Annotated in this window: 14 protein-coding genes; 11 read left to right on the forward strand and 3 right to left on the reverse strand. The window is 58.3% G+C overall.

Going from position 1 to position 17,279, the window contains the following annotated elements; genetic code table 11:
- Positions 1-135 precede the first annotated feature (135 nt).
- Genes hemA through kdsA form a run of 6 tightly spaced genes read left to right on the forward strand, consistent with a single transcriptional unit; the run spans position 136 to position 5,490 of the window.
- Positions 136-1,392 (forward strand): glutamyl-tRNA reductase, encoded by a 1,257-nt coding sequence (hemA, locus tag ACL2XG_RS02980; protein WP_410014964.1) that lies wholly within the window; start codon positions 136-138, stop codon positions 1,390-1,392.
- Positions 1,393-1,424: 32 nt separating this feature from the next.
- On the forward strand, positions 1,425-2,507 hold the full coding sequence (prfA, locus tag ACL2XG_RS02985; protein WP_410014965.1) for a peptide chain release factor 1: 1,083 nt from the start codon (positions 1,425-1,427) through the stop codon (positions 2,505-2,507).
- Positions 2,507-3,340, forward strand: a complete 834-nt coding sequence (gene prmC, locus ACL2XG_RS02990) for a peptide chain release factor N(5)-glutamine methyltransferase (protein ID WP_410014966.1) — start codon at positions 2,507-2,509, stop codon at positions 3,338-3,340. Before prfA ends, prmC begins: the two co-directional genes overlap by 1 nt.
- A 31-nt stretch (positions 3,341-3,371) precedes the next feature.
- Positions 3,372-3,770, forward strand: coding sequence for a SirB2 family protein (locus ACL2XG_RS02995; protein ID WP_410014967.1), 399 nt, complete (start codon positions 3,372-3,374; stop codon positions 3,768-3,770).
- Positions 3,767-4,576, forward strand: coding sequence for an invasion regulator SirB1 (sirB1, locus tag ACL2XG_RS03000; protein ID WP_410014968.1), 810 nt, complete (start codon positions 3,767-3,769; stop codon positions 4,574-4,576). Before ACL2XG_RS02995 ends, sirB1 begins: the two co-directional genes overlap by 4 nt.
- A 59-nt stretch (positions 4,577-4,635) precedes the next feature.
- Entirely contained in the window at positions 4,636-5,490 is an 855-nt protein-coding gene (gene kdsA / locus ACL2XG_RS03005) for a 3-deoxy-8-phosphooctulonate synthase (RefSeq protein ID WP_410014969.1), read from the forward strand.
- A gap of 710 nt (positions 5,491-6,200) precedes the next feature.
- Here the strand turns inward: kdsA and dauA are convergent.
- Positions 6,201-7,895: a C4-dicarboxylic acid transporter DauA gene (dauA, locus tag ACL2XG_RS03010; protein ID WP_413722918.1), complete on the reverse strand. Its 1,695-nt coding sequence runs from the start codon at positions 7,893-7,895 to the stop codon at positions 6,201-6,203.
- A 299-nt stretch (positions 7,896-8,194) separates the two neighbouring features.
- Positions 8,195-9,289 carry a sodium-potassium/proton antiporter ChaA gene (gene chaA, locus ACL2XG_RS03015; RefSeq protein WP_410014971.1) on the reverse strand — a complete coding sequence of 365 codons (1,095 nt, stop codon included), beginning with the start codon at positions 9,287-9,289 and terminating at the stop codon, positions 8,195-8,197.
- Positions 9,290-9,702: 413 nt separating this feature from the next.
- Between chaA and chaB the strand changes: the two genes are divergently transcribed.
- Both chaB and ACL2XG_RS03025 read left to right on the forward strand, forming a co-directional pair.
- Positions 9,703-9,933, forward strand: a complete 231-nt coding sequence (gene chaB / locus ACL2XG_RS03020) for a putative cation transport regulator ChaB (protein ID WP_413722917.1) — start codon at positions 9,703-9,705, stop codon at positions 9,931-9,933.
- A 259-nt stretch (positions 9,934-10,192) separates the two neighbouring features.
- The gene (locus ACL2XG_RS03025) at positions 10,193-10,900 is read left to right on the forward strand and encodes a gamma-glutamylcyclotransferase (RefSeq protein WP_410014973.1); all 708 of its coding nucleotides are present in this window, start codon (positions 10,193-10,195) and stop codon (positions 10,898-10,900) included.
- Positions 10,901-11,044: 144 nt separating this feature from the next.
- Here the strand turns inward: ACL2XG_RS03025 and ACL2XG_RS03030 are convergent, their stop codons facing one another.
- Positions 11,045-12,340, reverse strand: coding sequence for an acyltransferase family protein (locus ACL2XG_RS03030; RefSeq protein WP_410014974.1), 1,296 nt, complete (start codon positions 12,338-12,340; stop codon positions 11,045-11,047).
- 240 nt (positions 12,341-12,580) lie between these two features.
- Here ACL2XG_RS03030 and ACL2XG_RS03035 point away from each other — a divergent pair, with 240 nt between their 5' ends.
- The 3 genes from ACL2XG_RS03035 to astB all read left to right on the forward strand — a co-directional run bounded on the left by ACL2XG_RS03035 (position 12,581) and on the right by astB (position 16,917).
- Positions 12,581-13,999 carry a YchO/YchP family invasin gene (locus ACL2XG_RS03035; protein WP_413722916.1) on the forward strand — a complete coding sequence of 473 codons (1,419 nt, stop codon included), beginning with the start codon at positions 12,581-12,583 and terminating at the stop codon, positions 13,997-13,999.
- A gap of 493 nt (positions 14,000-14,492) precedes the next feature.
- Positions 14,493-15,593, forward strand: a complete 1,101-nt coding sequence (astA, locus tag ACL2XG_RS03040; RefSeq protein ID WP_413722915.1) for an arginine N-succinyltransferase — start codon at positions 14,493-14,495, stop codon at positions 15,591-15,593.
- Positions 15,577-16,917, forward strand: coding sequence for an N-succinylarginine dihydrolase (astB, locus tag ACL2XG_RS03045; protein ID WP_410014977.1), 1,341 nt, complete (start codon positions 15,577-15,579; stop codon positions 16,915-16,917). The genes astA and astB overlap by 17 nt, the downstream gene beginning before the upstream one ends.
- Positions 16,918-17,279 lie beyond the last annotated feature (362 nt).

The raw sequence follows: 17,279 nt of genomic DNA on the forward strand, positions 1-17,279 counted from the left end.
GCATTTATTTCATTACCGGCGCCATGCCCTGATAGGTCGAAAATGCGGTGTGACTTTTCTTGATCACGCGCATCAAGTAGAATGCACTCAAACCATAACCATACTAACACTCGTATTATTTAATAGCCGTATTCCATGACCCTGCTCGCATTAGGTATTAATCATAAAACGGCGCCGGTTGCGTTACGCGAGCGGATAGCGTTTTCGCCCGAAACCCTTGACCAGGCGCTGGTCAGCCTGCTCCAGCAACCGCTGGTGCGGGGCGGCGTCGTGCTGTCTACATGCAACCGGACCGAATTATACCTAAGCGTGGCGCAGCAGGAAAATTTCAAGGAATCGCTGGTGGGCTGGTTATGCGATTATCATCATTTGCAGCCGGACGAGGTGCGCCAAAGCCTCTACTGGCATCTGGACGACGGCGCGGTCAGCCACTTGATGCGGGTCGCCAGCGGGCTGGATTCCATGGTGCTGGGCGAGCCGCAGATCCTCGGGCAGGTAAAAAAAGCCTTTGCGGATTCCCAACGCGGGCATACCGTTTCCGGCGAGCTGGAACGCTTATTCCAGAAATCCTTTTCCGTCGCCAAGCGGGTGCGCACTGAAACCGAAATCGGGTCCAACGCGGTATCGGTGGCGTTTGCCGCCTGTACCCTGGCGCGGCAGATTTTTGAATCCCTGGCCGATGTCACGGTGCTGCTGGTCGGCGCCGGCGAAACCATCGAACTGGTGGCGCGTCATCTGCGTGAGCACCATGTCAAGCAGCTGATCATCGCCAACCGCACCCGCGAGCGCGCGCAACTGCTGGCCGACGAGGTCGGGGCGCAGGTCATCGACCTGGCCGGGCTCGACGACCGCCTGGCCAGTGCCGATATCATTATCAGTTCCACCGCCAGCACGCTTCCCATTATCGGCAAGGGCATGGTCGAGCGGGCTATGAAGCAGCGCCGCAACCAGCCGATGTTGCTGGTGGATATCGCGGTGCCGCGCGATATCGAGCCGGACGTGGGCAAGGTCCCCAACGCCTATCTTTATACGGTGGATGATTTACAGGCCATTATTGAAAAAAACCTCGCCCAGCGACAGTCGGCGGCCGTCCAGGCCGAAACCATCGTCGCGCAGGAATGTCTGGATTTCATGGGCTGGCTGCGCGCGCAAAGCGCGGTGGAAACCATTCGCGATTTCCGTTCCCAGGCCGATAGCCTGCGTGCGGAAATAGAGGAGCGCGCCGTGGCGGCCATCAGGCTCGGCGCCGACCCCGAGGCGGTGATCCGCGACATGGCCCACCGCCTGACCAATCGTCTTATCCACGCTCCAACCAAATCACTGCAACAGGCCGCCCGTGACGGTGATGTCGAACGGCTGCAAATCCTGCGGGACAGTCTGGGACTGGACTAGCTCATTATACTAATAAGGTAAAACCATCACCTATGAAGCCTTCTATCGTTGCCAAACTGGAAGCGTTGCAAGAGCGCCAAGAAGAAGTCGAGGTGTTGCTTGGCGACGCCGGCATCATTAACGATCAGGATAGATTTCGCGCGCTGTCGAAAGAATATGCGCAGCTGACCGATGTTACCGCGTCCTTTAAGCGCTGGCAGCAGGTACAGGAGGATATCCACACCGCGGAAACGATGCTCGACGACCCGGAAATGCGCGATATGGCGCAAGAAGAACTGAAAGAGTTAAAAGCATTGCAGGAAGAGCTGGAGCAGCAGTTGCAGTTGCTGCTGCTGCCGCAAGACCCGGATGATGAACGCGGCTGTTTCCTGGAAGTGCGCGCCGGCACCGGCGGCGACGAAGCCGCCATCTTTGCCGGCGATCTGTTCAGGATGTACAGCCGCTTTGCCGAAACCCGGCGCTGGCGGGTAGAGATCGTCAGCGCCAGCGACGGCGAGCACGGCGGCTACAAGGAAGTGATCGCTAAAATAGACAACGACGGCGCCTATGGCCAGCTGAAGTTCGAGTCCGGCGGCCATCGCGTGCAGCGGGTGCCGGAAACCGAATCCCAGGGCCGCATTCACACTTCCGCCTGCACGGTGGCGGTCATGCCCGCAATCCCGGAAGAGGAATTGCCGGTGATCAATGCCGGGGATTTGCGTATCGATACCTTTCGGTCCTCCGGCGCGGGCGGCCAGCACGTCAATACCACCGATTCCGCCATCCGCATTACCCATCTTCCAACCGGCCTGGTGGTTGAATGCCAGGACGAACGGTCGCAGCACAAGAACAAAGCCAAGGCGCTGGCGGTGCTGGGCGCCAGGCTGCGCGCGGCCGAGGTGCGCCGGCGCCAGCTGGAGGAGGCGTCGACCCGCCGCAACCTGCTGGGCAGCGGCGATCGCTCCGATCGTATCCGGACCTATAATTTCCCCCAGGGGCGCGTGACCGATCACCGTATCGGCCTGACGCTTTATCGCCTGGATGAAGTGATTGAAGGCAAACTGGATATGCTGATCCAGCCGATCATGCAGGAGTACCAGGCGGATCAGCTGGCGGCGCTGGCAGAGCAATCCTGATGCAGTGCGGCCAGTGGCTTGATGGCGCCGCGCGCCGGCTCGCCGGCGGCGACAGCCCCAGACGGGATGCCGAAATCCTGCTCGGTTTTGTCACCGGACGTGCGCGTACCTGGCTGCTGGCCTTTGGCGAAACACCCCTGACGCCGGAGGAGCTTGCGCGGCTCGACGCCCTGCTGCTGCGGCGCGCGGCGGGGGAACCGATAGCCTACCTGACCGGCGAGCGTGAATTTTGGTCCCTGAAGCTTAAGGTTTCGTCCGCCACGCTTATCCCGCGTCCCGACACCGAATGTTTGGTGGAGCAGGCGCTGGCGCTGCTGCCCGACCAGCCGGCGCAGGTGCTGGATCTGGGCACCGGCACCGGCGCCATTGCCCTGGCATTGGCCAGCGAAAGGCCGTCATGGCGGGTGACCGGCGTGGACTTGCGGCCCGAGGCGGTGGCATTGGCGCGTGAGAACGCCCTGCAGCTGGGTATCGCCAATGCGCGCTTCGCGACGGGAAGTTGGTTTAAATCATTGCAGGGAATGCGCTATACCCTTATTGTGAGTAATCCGCCCTATATCGCCGTGGACGACCCGCATCTGCATCAGGGAGACGTGCGTTTCGAGCCGCAAAGCGCGCTGGTGGCGGACGATAACGGACTGGCCGATTTGACGGCCATCGTCGTGGGCGCCGCCGACCACCTGCATCCCGGTGGCTGGGTGGCGCTGGAGCATGGCTGGCATCAGGGCGAGGCGGTGCGCGGCCTGTTGGCGCGCGCCGGTTTCGTCCTGGTGGGTTCCCGGCGGGATTATGGCGGCAATGAACGCGTAACAATGGGACAATGGCCGGGTTAAGACCCGCCGGTTATAGGATGCTGGAGCAGTGATGAGTGCTTACATGACCATCAAGTACTTACATTTAACAACGGTATGGATCACCATTACGCTGTTTATCATCCGTTTTTATTGGCGCTGGCGCGGTTCCACCCTGCTGAGCAAAGGGTGGGTGCGCATTGTCCCGCATATCAACGATACCCTGTTATTGATATCCGGCGTCACGCTGATTATCCTCTCGGGCATTTCTCCCTTCACCGCCGACGGCCGCTGGCTGCTGGATAAACTGGTGTTGGTCGTTATTTATATCCTGCTCGGCTCTGTTGCGCTGGGCAACAATACGCGGCGTGAAAAAATCCGCTGGCTGGCATTTATCTGCGGGCTGGCGTGTCTGTACACTATTTACCGGCTGGCTAGCAGTAAGCTTCCCCTGCTGACAGGATTTCTATGAGTAATATTGCGGATTTTGAATATAATCTTTCACCGCTTAGCGAGGGTGTCATACGTATTTCCCTCGCCATCCGGGAGGATTTTCCCGCCGATAGCGTTCGCCAGCAGTTGCGTTTGCTGGCCGAGGACGCGCGGGAGCAGATCTCGGTGGAGCTGAACCAGGACGAACAGCTGGGGCTTTTGCTCAAGCTGTTTTATCGTACCTGGGGATTTGGCGGCGTCGGCGGCGTGTATCGCCTGTCGGACGCCCTGTGGCTTGATAATGTGCTGGAGCGCCGCCAGGGTCTGCCTGCGTCGTTGGGCATTATCCTGCTGCATGTGGCGCAGTCCATGGGCATTCCCCTGCTGCCGGTGATTTTCCCTACCCAGATGATACTGCGCGCGGGCTGGCTTGACGGCGAGATGTGGCTTATCAACCCGATTAACGGCGATACCCTTGATGAGCATACGCTGGATATTTGGCTGCGCGGCAATATCGGCACCGGTATCGAGCTGGCGGATGAAGATCTGGAAGAAGCGGATAACAATACCGTGGTGCGTAAATTGCTCGACACCTTAAAATCGGCGCTGATGGACGAAAAACAGATGGAGCTGGCCCTGGGCGCCAGCGAGGCGATGCTGGAATTTGATCCCGACGATCCTTATGAAATCCGCGATCGCGGTTTGATTTATGCCCAGCTGGAGTGTGATCACGTGGCGCTTTCGGACCTGAATTATTTTGTCGAGCAGTGTCCGGAAGATCCCATCAGTGAAATGATCAAGGTTCAGATACATTCCATCGAGCAGAAGTCGGTGACCCTACATTAACCCGATGCCGGACGGTATTACCCCGGCCGGCAGGTCGATAAAAAGTATAAGGTACAGGTATGAAACAACTTGTGGTGAATATCGGCGATATCCCGGTGGCGAACGATCGTCCTTTTGTGCTGTTCGGCGGCATGAATGTGCTTGAATCGCGCGATCTGGCCATGCGCATTTGTGAGCATTACGTGACCGTGACCCAAAAACTGGGTATTCCGTATGTGTTCAAAGCTTCGTTTGATAAAGCCAACCGTTCATCTATTCACTCTTATCGCGGTCCGGGCCTGGAAGAGGGCATGAAGATCTTTCAGGAGCTGAAAGCGCAGTTTGGCGTGAAGGTCATTACCGACGTGCATGAGGCGGCTCAGGCGCAGACGGTGGCCGGGGTGGTGGACGTGATACAGTTGCCGGCATTCCTGGCGCGCCAGACCGATCTGGTGGAGGCCATGGCCCGCACGGGTGCGGTGATAAACGTTAAAAAACCGCAGTTTATCAGCCCGTCGCAGGTGGGCAATATCGTTGATAAATTCCGTGAAGCCGGTAATGAGCAGGTTATCCTGTGCGATCGCGGCAGTAATTTCGGCTACGATAACCTGGTGGTGGATATATTGGGATTTAACGTGATGAACCGCGTTTCCGGCGGTTGTCCGGTGATTTTTGACGTGACCCATGCGCTGCAGACGCGAGATCCGTTCGGCGCCGCCTCGGGCGGTCGTCGCGCGCAGGTGGGCGAGCTGGCCCGCGCCGGTATGGCGGTGGGTATTGCCGGGCTGTTTATCGAGGCCCATCCCGATCCCGATCATGCCAAATGCGATGGCCCGTCGGCGCTGCCGCTGGATAAGCTCGAGCCGTTTCTGGTGCAGATGAAAGCCATTGACGATTTGGTGAAAAGCTTTCCGGCGCTGGATACGGGCAGTTAACGTCCTGTCTGCATCGACCCCCATCGGCACGGTCTCCCTTGAACACGGCTGCTTTAAGTCCGGTGTTGGCGGGCCTAGCGTGCCATGGGGCGCTCGGTCGGGCGGGAACACCACGCCCGATTCGACCCCATAGGCACGCTCTCCCTTGAACACGGCTGCTTTAAGCCCGGTGTTGGCGGGCCTAGCGTGCCATGGGGCGCTCGGTCGGGCGGGAACACCACGCCCGATTCGACCCCATAGGCACGCTCTCCCTTGAACACGGCTGCTTTAAGCCCGGTGTTGGCGGGCCTGCCGTGCCATGGGGCGCCCGGTCGGGCGGGAACACCACGCCCGATTCGACCCCATTGGCACGCTCTCCCTTGAACACGTCTGCGTTGAGTTCAGTGTTGGCGGGCATACCGCGCCATGGGGCCTCGGTCGGGCGGGAACACCACGCCCGATTCGACCCCATAGGCACGCTCTCCCTTGAACACGGCTGCTTTAAGCCCGGTGTTGGCGGGCCTAGCGTGCCATGGGGCGCCCGGTCGGGCGGGAACACCACGCCCGATGCGACCCCATAGGCACGCTCTCCCTTGAACACGGCTGCTTTAAGCCCGGTGTTGGCGGGCCTAGCGTGCCATGGGGCGCTCGGTCGGGCGGAACACCACGCCCGATTCGACCCCATCGGCACGGGTTCCCTTTAACACGGCGGCATTAAGCCCGGTGTTGGCTTATTTGGCTTCCTCCGCCAGCGCCTGTTCCAACGTGCTGTAGAATGCCAGCCGGCCGGGGATGGGATGGATATTGGCCCGCGCCAGCGTTTTCAGCGGCTGGAAGGGGATATCGGTTATCACCAGGCGTTTGCCCGCCGCCAGGTTTTCGCTGAAGTGCACAAACGCCTGCAGGCCGCCGGCATCCAGTACCGGCACCGCATCCCATTGCAGAATAATCACGTCATCCTGCGCCGTCAGCACGGCGATTTCCTCAAAAATGCGTTCGGCGGCGGCAAAGAACAGCGGACCGTTGACCCGCAGCGCCCTGAGCTTGCCGCTGGTGCTTTGCGGCAATTCGCTGATACGGGTCATGGCGGCGATACGGCGCATAAACAGCAGCGAGGCCAGGACGATGCCCACCGTAATGGCGATCACCATATCGAACAATACCGTCAGCGACATGCACAGCAGCATGACCACGATATCGTCCCTGGGCGCCCGGCGCAGCAGGTAAATGACCTTGCGCGCCTCGCTCATGTTCCAGGCTACCAGCAACAGCAGCGCGGCCATGGCCGACAGGGGCAGATAGGACAGGGACGGCGCCAGCACCAGCAGCGCCAGCAGCACCAGCAGGGAATGTACCAGCGACGACACCGGCGAGGTGGCGCCGGCGCGCACGTTGGCCGCCGAACGCGCAATGGCGGCGGTGGCGGTAATGCCGCCGAAGAACGGCGCGATGATATTGCCCACTCCCTGTCCGATAAGTTCATTATTAGACTGATGCTTTTTGCCGGTCATGCCGTCAAGCACCACGGCGCACAGCAACGACTCAATCGCGCCGAGCATCGCCATCGAGAATGCGGCGGGCAGCAGGGCGGAAACGGTATGCCAGTTTAAGCCCATCGGCACGCCGTGCACATCGGGCAGCGTCCACGGCAGCAGCCACTGCGGCAGGATCGGGGGAATACCCTGCCCATGGGTGCCGTCCGCCAGGATATAACCGAAACGAGTGCCGATGGTCGCCACCGGCATATCAAATAGCCACAGCACCGCCATGATGCCGGAGCCGGCTATCAGCGCCGGCAGGTGCGCCGGGAAACGGATGCCCAGGCGTGGCCAATAGACCAGCACCGCCATGGTGCCTATGCCAATCAGCGTATCTCCGGGATTGAACGTCGGCAACGCCGCGAAAAGCGCCGCTACCTTGCCGACATACTCCTCCGGCACCACGGGCAGGGTAAGACCAAAAAAGTCTTTGATTTGCATGGTGGCGATGGTGATGGCAATGCCCGAGGTAAAGCCCAGTGTGACCGAGAGCGGAATAAACTCGATAAGCTTGCCCAGCCGGGCAAAACCCATAATCACCAGGATCACGCCGGAAAGCAGGGTGGCAATCAGCAAACCGGCAAGCCCGAACTGTTGCGACACCGGATAAAGTATGACCACAAAGGCCGCGGTCGGACCCGACACGCTAAACCTGGAACCCCCGCACAGGGCGATGACAATACCCGCCACGGCGGAGGTATACAGGCCGTACTGGGGCGCCACGCCGCTGCCAATGGCCAGCGCCATGGCCAGGGGAATGGCGATGATGCCGACGGTAATACCGGCGATGATGTCTTTGATAAAGCGCTGGGTGGTGTAAGGTTCTTTCCAGCAGGCGTCAATAAGCGCGCTGAACGGGCGAAGACCGGTGAAGAGATGATTTTTCATTAAAACAACGAGCCAAAACGTGAGCAGGGCGGGCCGTGCGGTCCGTCGTAAAGAAACACTAAAATACCAGTTATGATGAACGGAACACCAGCGCTACATCATCAAATAGGTGAAAAAGAACCGATATGGCGGATATTTTGCTTAAAATTCTTTCTTATCAGCGGAAGAAAGGGTTTTATCGCGCCGGGTAAGGGAAATACCGGTTCGATTTTTTTATCTCGCCGGTAGACGAGTACGGGGCCCTGGAACGGCGGACGCCCGCTAACCCCTTCAATATGAGGGAGGAAATGCCGTCGGCCCTACAGCATGAGGGTCATCACATAAGCACCGAAAAGCGCCAGATGCGCGGTTCCGTTCAATACATTGGTACGGCCGGTTGAAAAGGAGATTTGGCACAGGATCATGGCGGTTAACAACACCACCACTTGCGGCATGCCCAGGCCGAACGCCAGCGGATGGCCTGTCAGGATGGCGATGATGGTGACGGTGGGCACCGTGAGGGAAATGGTGGCGAGCACTGAACCGAAAAACAAATTCATGGCGCGTTGCACCTGGTTTTTAAGCACCGCCCTGATGGCGCCCAGGCCCTCGGGCGACAGGATCAGCAGCGCGACCAGGAAGCCGGTGAATTGTTGGGGCGCATGCAAATCACCGAGCAGTTGTTCCAGCGGACCGGCGTTGAACTTGGTCACGGTTACCACCGCCAGCAGATGCAACAGTAGCCAAATGCCGTGCCATTTGGAGCTGTGTGCGGAGGGTTTGCCGTGGGAATCATCGTCGTCGCCGTCTTCATGCTCGTAGATAAAATAGCGTTGGTGCGTTTTAGTCTGTATCAACAGGAATACGCCGTACATGGCGGCGGAGATAGCGGCGGCAAACAGTGCCTGGGCGATGCTGAAATTGCCATCCGGCAGGGCCGTGGGCAGCACCAGCACAATCACCACCAGCGGGATGATGGCCATCAGGTATTGCTTGATGCCGGCCAGGTTCACCGACTGGGTGGCGAATTTACGCCCGCCCAGCAGCAGGGAAAAACCGACCAAGCCGGTAGTGACAATCATGATGACCGAAAACAGGGTATCGCGCATCAGGCCGGGCGAGGCATTGCCGGTGGCCATCAGCGCCGAAATCAGGCTCACCTCGAGGATCACCACCGACAGGCTGAGGATCAGCGAACCAAAGGGTTCTCCCAGCCGGTGCGCCAGCACGTCGGCATGGCGCACGACGTTAAACGCGCTGACAAGGATGGCGATGAGGGCGATAAGATTGATGATGACCGTCACGGCGAAAGTGGGCGTGGCGCCCCATACTATCAATACCGCCAGCGCTGCAATGGGAAACAGCAGGGTATATTCCTTGTGACGCGTTTTGATCCCCTGATCGGCGGATTTCATGATAGGTAATCTCCTTGCAAAGAGTCAGGCTTGCTACCGGTTATCATTATAACCAGGCGCCAACGATAAAATTTATGGAATAAGCCTACCAGAAAACGGCTGTATAAAATGTCAAGTTATGTATAAATATCCGTCTTGAAGAAAATAATCCGGAAGCGATGGGAAAAACAGGCTATAAGATGATTTTTATCGGGCAAGTCACATTATAAGCTAGTAAAATACAAAAAATATCCCCTTTAATCATCTTATGTTATTCATCTAATCGTCTTTATCCGCCTGTTTCGTGGCAGTGTGCCTATCAGATATCTATAAATAAATTTATGTGTCCCGTTTTCCCCCGGCCGGCCTGGCGCGTGCCCGCAAAGTTTCTATACTTAAGTGACACTTAGCCATGTTCGCCAAGGAGACGCACCATGCCCTATAAAAGCAATTCAGACTTACCGGACAGCGTGACCAACGTTTTACCCAAGCATGCCCAGGATATTTATCGCGAGGCGTTCAACCACGCCTGGGATCAATATGCCGATAAGTCGGAGCGGCGCGGGGATGAATCCCGCGAGGAAACCGCGCACAAGGTCGCCTGGGCGGCGGTAAAGCACGGTTACCAGAAAGGCGATGACGATCGATGGCATCCCAAGAAATAACCGGACCTGACGACCGCCATCCATTCCCGCCACCTTTCCTTCCTGACAGCAGCGGACGTCCATCGCCGGATTTTAGCGCCGGGCAGGGCCGCTGCTTTTTTAACGTGATAAAGATCAAACTTGCCAGCGTCCCGATAAACGAATAATGTCATAATGTTCACAATAAAATAATTGACTCTTACATAATTCTTATTGTTAGTGTCGGGTGAACGGCTTTACCTTAGTGTGTGGCGATCGTCAGCCGGGAGAAGAAAAACGAGTGTTAACACGTGACTTTTTACAGAAAGCCGATTGTAAAACCGCCTTCGGCATTATAGACGAGGCGCTGTTACTGTCCCCTGAACAACGTCATGCCTCATTGCAATGTACGCTTTCCCGCAGGCCGGATAATAGCCCGGTGTGGATCTTTGGTTACGGCTCTTTAATGTGGAACCCGATATTTGAAGCCGATAAAGTCAGTCCCGCTACGCTGATGGGGTGGCATCGCGCCTTTTGCCTGCGCCTTACCGCCGGGCGCGGCACCGCCACTCAGCCCGGCAGGATGCTGGCGCTCAAAGAAGGCGGCCAGACCACCGGCCTGGCCTTCAGGTTGCCGGAAGCCAAACTGCATGAGGAACTCGAACTGTTATGGAAGCGGGAAATGCTTACCGGCTGTTATATTCCCACCTGGACGGAGCTTCAACTTGAAGGGGATGAAAAAGTCACGGCGCTGGCGTTTGTGATGGATCCAAAGCATCCTTTTTTTGAAGCGGATACCCGTTCGCAGATTATCGCCCCGCTAATTGCCTGTGCCAGCGGTCCGCTCGGGACCAATGCGCAGTATTTGTTTGCGCTGGAACAAGAGCTGAATAACCACGGGATGCATGATGAATGTATGGTTGAATTAGTAAAACACGTCCGCCAACTGCTGCAGGCGCGCTCCGCTATAAACCGTCATCCCTTTGACGGCTCCCCGCTGGCGCTGTGACATCACCGGCCCCCGGTACGGGGCGCCGGTTGTTCAGCAACCGCTTCATATTGAAAACCGCGACTCCCGGCTGCGAGGGCTTACCTTGACGACGTCCGGCTTACCTTTTCCCGGCCGGCATTGACCGGGAGGGCTTCGCCGTGCTCAGGAATGGGACCGGTCGGGGGCGCCGATACGCCCGACCCGCGCCTCCTTGGTCAGGTAGCGTGCCACCAGGCGTTTACGCATGCGCGCCACAAACTGTTCCTGGAACAGCACGCATAGCGCGATAGTCGTCAGCATATAAATAAGGTAGCCGCCCAGGGAGGGCTGTACGTCGCCGGCCGCCGCGATGCACCCGGGCCAATCGCTGAAACAGGCTTTGGGATCGCCGCGAAAAAATTGTTCCAGGGTGCGCGCGAGATTGAACAGCGGCACATGCAGCGCAAACATGGACAGCGACGCCGCTCCCAGGCGTGTAGACCAATGCCGCAGCCATTCGCTGTCAGGCGTGCGCGCCAGGGCGCAAAGATAAATCAGCGCGATTTGCGACGGCAGCAGCAGGCCGTTATGCAGCAGGAAATACCAGTACTTGGGGCCATGGGTAAACAGCGCGGCGGCAACCAGGAAGCAGACCAGGATGAAACAGGCCATGGCGCGACGCTGCCAGCGGCTGAGAACCTGTTCTTTTAACCGGGCGCGGCGGAACAAGGCATAACCGAGTATCCCGCCAAAAAACTCCGGCACGCGAAAAATCGGCACCCGCTGCAGCAGCCCGGTATAAGGAATGCCGTATAAATGTTGCCATACCACCCAGGCCGGCGGCAGCAGGTAGAGCGCCCAGATCACCGCCAGCCAGAGCCAGGTCCTGCGCGCGTTCATCAGCCGCGGCGCAAACCAGGGGAAAAGGATATAAAAGAAAAACAGCGTGGAAAGCGACCACAGCGGCGCGTTAAAGGTCAGGAAGTAGGGGTTCCAGGCCTGGAGCATCAGCAATTGTAAAACGCTGTTGAACGCCAGTTGAGCGTTATCCATATAATGGCGGAACAGCTCCGGATTGGTTTGCCCGAGTATGTCATTGGTATCGTAGACCACGAAGCGCACGCTGGCGCCGGGCCCGTCCGGCGGGATCGCCAGCCATTGCATCAGGGCGATGACCAGGATGGAGGACACCAGCGCCACGATATGAATCGGGTAAAGGTTAAAAAAACGTTTGGCCCAGAACGTGGTGGCCGGCTCGCGCAGCTGATTGCCGCGGACGTAGACATGCGCCAGCAGGAAACCGGACAAGACAAAAAAAGAACTGGTGGCGAAAAATCCCATGCTGGTCAGTTCGCCTATTCCCCTGATGCTTTGTAGCTGGGGATAGGTATGGGCGGTATGGTAAAGCATGACATAACAACCGAGCAAAAAGCGCAGCCATTCTAAGCCATTGAATCGTTCCTTTTCTAAGGGTTTCATATCGTTATCTCCGGGCCTTAGTCTTATATGACTTTTTTTGTGGCGGGCAGGTGCCGATTAAAGCATAGCAGCTTAATAATTGTAGTTTAAAATACTGAGCTGGATAGGAGGTTCATGACCGTCACGGGTTTATGGTATAGTGCCTTTCTCGGGTTACTTTATGAGCAGTCCGGCATTGAGCCGGTCATCAAAGCACCATGCCTTGTTTACCGGGTGTGAACTGAGAGGGATATTGTCCTTATGCCCTATGTGCGTCTGGATCAGGTATGCGCTTATTTTCTGCCTCTGGTGGTTGGATGCCTGGGGTGGCTCTCTTTAAGCGCAGCGGCATTGACTACGGATTCGTCCAGCTCACAGAATAATTCCGTTGCAATAAATTCCGAACACCAGAGCCTACCCGATTTAGGCGGCGGGAATTTAAACGAAAGTGAAACGGAAAAGAAACTCGCCACTTTGGCAAAACAGCTGGCCGAGGCGAACAATGACGCCAGCTATCGGTCGTGGCGTTCTTATCTGGTCGAACAGGCAAAAGAAAAAGTGTTGACGCAACTGCAGCAGCAAAGCGAAAGCATGCTGCAGCCGCTGGGGTATTCCAGCATCTCGCTCGATGTCTCGCCCCAGGGCGATCTGGCCGGCAGTTCAGGACAACTGCTGTTGCCGCTGTGGGATAATCCCAACCGGGCGCTGACGTTCAGCCAGGTCGGCGTGCAGGGGTCGGCGCAGGGCGCGGTGGCGAATATCGGCCTCGGGCAGCGCTGGAACGCCGGCCGCTGGCAGGTGGGCTATAACCTGTTTTACGACCAGTTTCTCGCCCATGACTCCCTGCGGCGCGGCGCCGTCGGCGCCGAGGCCAGCGGCGATTATCTCAGCCTGTCCACTAATTTCTATTATCCGTTGTCCGCCATGAAAGCCGAACAAAATTCCGCCAGGTTCCTGCGCCAAACGGCCGGCGGCTATGACCTGACGACGCGCGGTTACCTGCCCTTTTACCGGCAGCTGGGCGCCTCGGTCAAATATGAGCGCTACTACGGCGATAATGTGGATTTGTTTGATAGCGGCAATTATCGTAACGACCCCGCGGCGTTTGCATTTGGCGTTAATTATACCCCGGTGCCGCTGATGACCCTGACGGCCAGCCATACGCAGGGCGACAGCGGCGAATCGCAGGATAACTATGCCCTGACGGTCAATTACCGCCTGGGCGTGCCCCTGGAACAACAGCTTTCATCACGCAACGTTGCCCAGGCGCACACGCTGCGCGGCAGCCGCTATGATTTGGTGGCGCGCAACAATGCCCCGGTGCTGGCGTTCCGGCAACGAAAAACGCTGTCGGTTTTTCTCGCCACCCCGCCCTGGTCATTACACAGCGGTGAATCCCTTGAGCTTAAACCCGAGGTCGTCGCCCGCAATACCATTACCGCCGTCAGTTGGCAAGGCGATACCCACGCCCTGAGCCTGACGCCGCCCCCCCGCAGCAATCAGCCCGACGGCTGGACGATTATCATGCCGCAATGGCATGACGAGGCGGGAGCCAGCAACGAATATCATCTCTCGCTGACGGTGGAGGATGAAAAACAGCAGCGCGTCACCTCGAACTGGATTGTGCTGAAAGTCGACCCGCCGTTAGCGCTCGGAACCGCCGGCGCGGTCTTCGATTAGCCGGGCCTGGCTTACCGCCCGCGCATTATTGCGCGCCTGGAACACAGGGCCGGCGCCCTGCTATGGTGCGTTACTGCACTTTTTTAAAGCGCTGGCGCCAAGAGGGCGATGCCGCGCCGGCGTTTCGCACTTTTAATCCGTCTCTCCGGCCCCACTGTCACCCGCTGCGACGGGGTGCATAAATTATTCCCTTTAAGCGCGCAACCCCGCCGGCAATGCATAATATTCATTTTTTATTCATTAAAAATGAATAATGATGTCGTGTAACTTATTGTTTTTAAAGACACCAATAAATTTTATTCATTTATCTGGCTATAGCTGGCACGTTGTGTGCAATCTATACTCATTATCAGCTGGCGTGTTTGCCCGTGACTTGCAGGCAGGGAAAGGCCCGGCACGTTATTGGCAACCCGGCGCCCTTTTAGGTGCCCGTTTATCGTGCGATCGGTTGAAAACCGTTTTATGCCCCATGGCGTGGCGAGGAGTAGTAATTATGATGATCATCCGACCGGTAGAACACCGTGACCTGCTGGATATCCTGACGCTGGCGGGCAAGGCCGGCGCGGGACTGACCTCCCTGCCGGCGAATGAGGAGGTTTTGGCGGCCCGCATCGATCGATCGGTGCGCACCTGGCAGGGCGGCCTCGCGCGCGGCGAGCAGGGATATCTGTTCGCGCTGGAAGACAGCGACCGGGGCAAGGTGGTCGGGGTCAGCGCCATCGAGGTGGCGGTGGGCCTCAAGGAACCCTGGTATAATTTCCGCGTCGGCACCCTGGTGCATGCCTCCACGGCGTTAAATGTTTATAACGCCGTGCCGACCCTTTACCTGAGCAACGATCATACCGGCCTGAGCGAACTCTGTACGTTATTTCTCGATCCCGACTATCGCCATGGCGCCAACGGCCAGTTGCTGGTCAAGGCGCGGCTGATGTTTATGGCGGCCTTCCGCGATTATTTCGGCCAGCGCGTACTCGCCGAAATGCGCGGCTATTGCGATGAACAGGGCTATTCTCCTTTCTGGGCCAATCTGGGCCAGCGGTTTTTTTCCATTGACTTTGCCCGCGCCGATTATTTAAGCGGTACCGGCAACAAGGCGTTTATTGCCGAACTGATGCCCAAGCATCCGCTGTACGTGGATTTCCTGGCGCCGGAGGCCCGCGCAGTCATCGGCCGGGTACACCCGCAGACCGAGCCGGCCAGGGCGCTGCTGGAATCCGAGGGGCTGCGTTACCAGGGATATATCGATATTTTCGACGGCGGCCCGACGCTCGAGGCCGAAATTGATCAGATTCGCACGGTGCGCGACAGCCGCAGGGTGACGGCGCAAATCATGGCAGATGACGACGCCGGGCGCCACAATCAAGACGCCGCCTGGTGCCTGTTGGCCAATGAGGACTACCAGGGTTTTCGCGCCGTGGCCTGCCGGTGTGAAATCGGCCGCGAATCACTGGAAATTGACCTTGCCACGGCCGCCGCGCTCGGCCTGGCGCCGGGGCAAGCGCTGCGGGCGGCGACGCTATATGCGGACGGCCGCACGCGCGCGGGCTCAACCTCACCACAGCAAACAGGATGTGCCCATGCAGCATTGTGTTGAAGCGAACTTCGACGGCCTGGTCGGCCCCACCCATCATTATGCGGGCCTCTCCTTCGGCAACGAAGCCTCGACGCGCCACCGGCGCGAAGATGCCAATCCGCGACTGGCCGCCCGGCAAGGGCTGGCCAAAATGAAAGCGTTGTCCGACGCGGGATTTATGCAGGGGGTATTGCCGCCCCATGAGCGGCCGCATTTAGCGTATTTGCGGCGTCTGGGCTTCACCGGCAACGACGCGCAGATCCTGGCGCAGGTGGCGCGCGACCACCGGCAATTGTTGTCGATACTCAGTTCCGCGTCGGCAATGTGGGTCGCCAACGCGGCCACCGTCAGCCCGTCGGCGGACAGCGCCGACGGCCGGGTGCACTTTACCCCCGCCAACCTGCATAATAAATTCCATCGCGCCATAGAGGCCGAAACCACAGGGGCTATCCTGCGGGCGGTGTTTCGCGACGCGCGCTTTTTCCGCCACCATGAGGCGTTGCCCCAGTCCGCGCTGTTCGGCGACGAGGGCGCGGCAAACCATAATCGCCTGGGACGTTATGATTCCCCGGGGGTACAAATGTTCGTGTATGGCAAAAGCGGCCTGGAGGCGGGCAGCGAACCGGGGCGTTATCCCGCCAGGCAGACGCGTGAGGCCAGCGAAGCCGTGGCGCGCCTGCACCTGCTGGCGCCGGAACGTTGTCTGATGGTCCAGCAGGATCCCGCCGTCATCGACCAGGGCGTATTCCATAATGACGTGATTTCCGTCAGCAATGAACAGGTGTTGTTTTATCATCAACAGGCGTTCGCCGGGGGAGAGGGGGTCCGTGAGCGGCTAAGCCGCGCGCTGGCGCAGCTCGGCCAGGAATTGACGGCGCTCGAAGTGCCGGCGCGGCGCGTATCCGTGGCCGACGCGGTGGCGACCTATTTATTCAACAGCCAGTTATTAAGCCGCCGGGACGGCAAGATGACTATTGTGGTGCCGCAGGAGTGCCGCGAGCATGATGGCGTCTGGGCATATCTTAATGAGCTGGCGGCCGAAGGCCGGGCGATAGACCGGGTGAGCGTCGTCGATTTGCGCGAGAGCATGCGTAACGGCGGCGGTCCGGCGTGCCTGCGTTTGCGCGTGATCCTTACTGCGCAGGAGCAGGGCGCGGTGAATCCCGCCACGCTGATGACGCCGGCGCTGTTTGACCGCCTTAACCTCTGGGTCGACAAGCATTACCGCGACCGGCTGAATCAGGACGATCTGGCGGATCCCTCGCTGCTTAACGAGGTTCGCACCGCGCTGGACGAACTGACGCAGTTGCTGGACCTGGGCGCGATTTATCCATTCCAGCAATAAATCCATGGCTCAGGGAACCGCGCCATGGGGCGCGCTTGCCTAGGCCGCCTTGCCCGGGCCCGCAACCGGCGGGCTTGATTTATAATATGCGCCATCGGTAAATACAGAAAATAATCATTGCGGCGCGGCGGCTAGAGAAATTACTGAATATTCGTTGGCGGTGAGTAAAGTAAGAGTTATCATATTGACGTGGCTAAAACCTCATTTTATTGCCACGGAAAATAACGCTTTCCACACATAAAATCCATATTTTCTCCATGATTGCCTTAAAAGTGAGTTTCAGGCTTTAAGTTATTTACTTTTACTCGCATTACTTGAAGATAACGCGAGTACACTTATATCTGTAACGAACCCTGCCGGCG

Source organism: Sodalis sp. RH24, from assembly GCF_047324145.1.
Classification (GTDB): domain Bacteria; phylum Pseudomonadota; class Gammaproteobacteria; order Enterobacterales; family Enterobacteriaceae; genus Acerihabitans.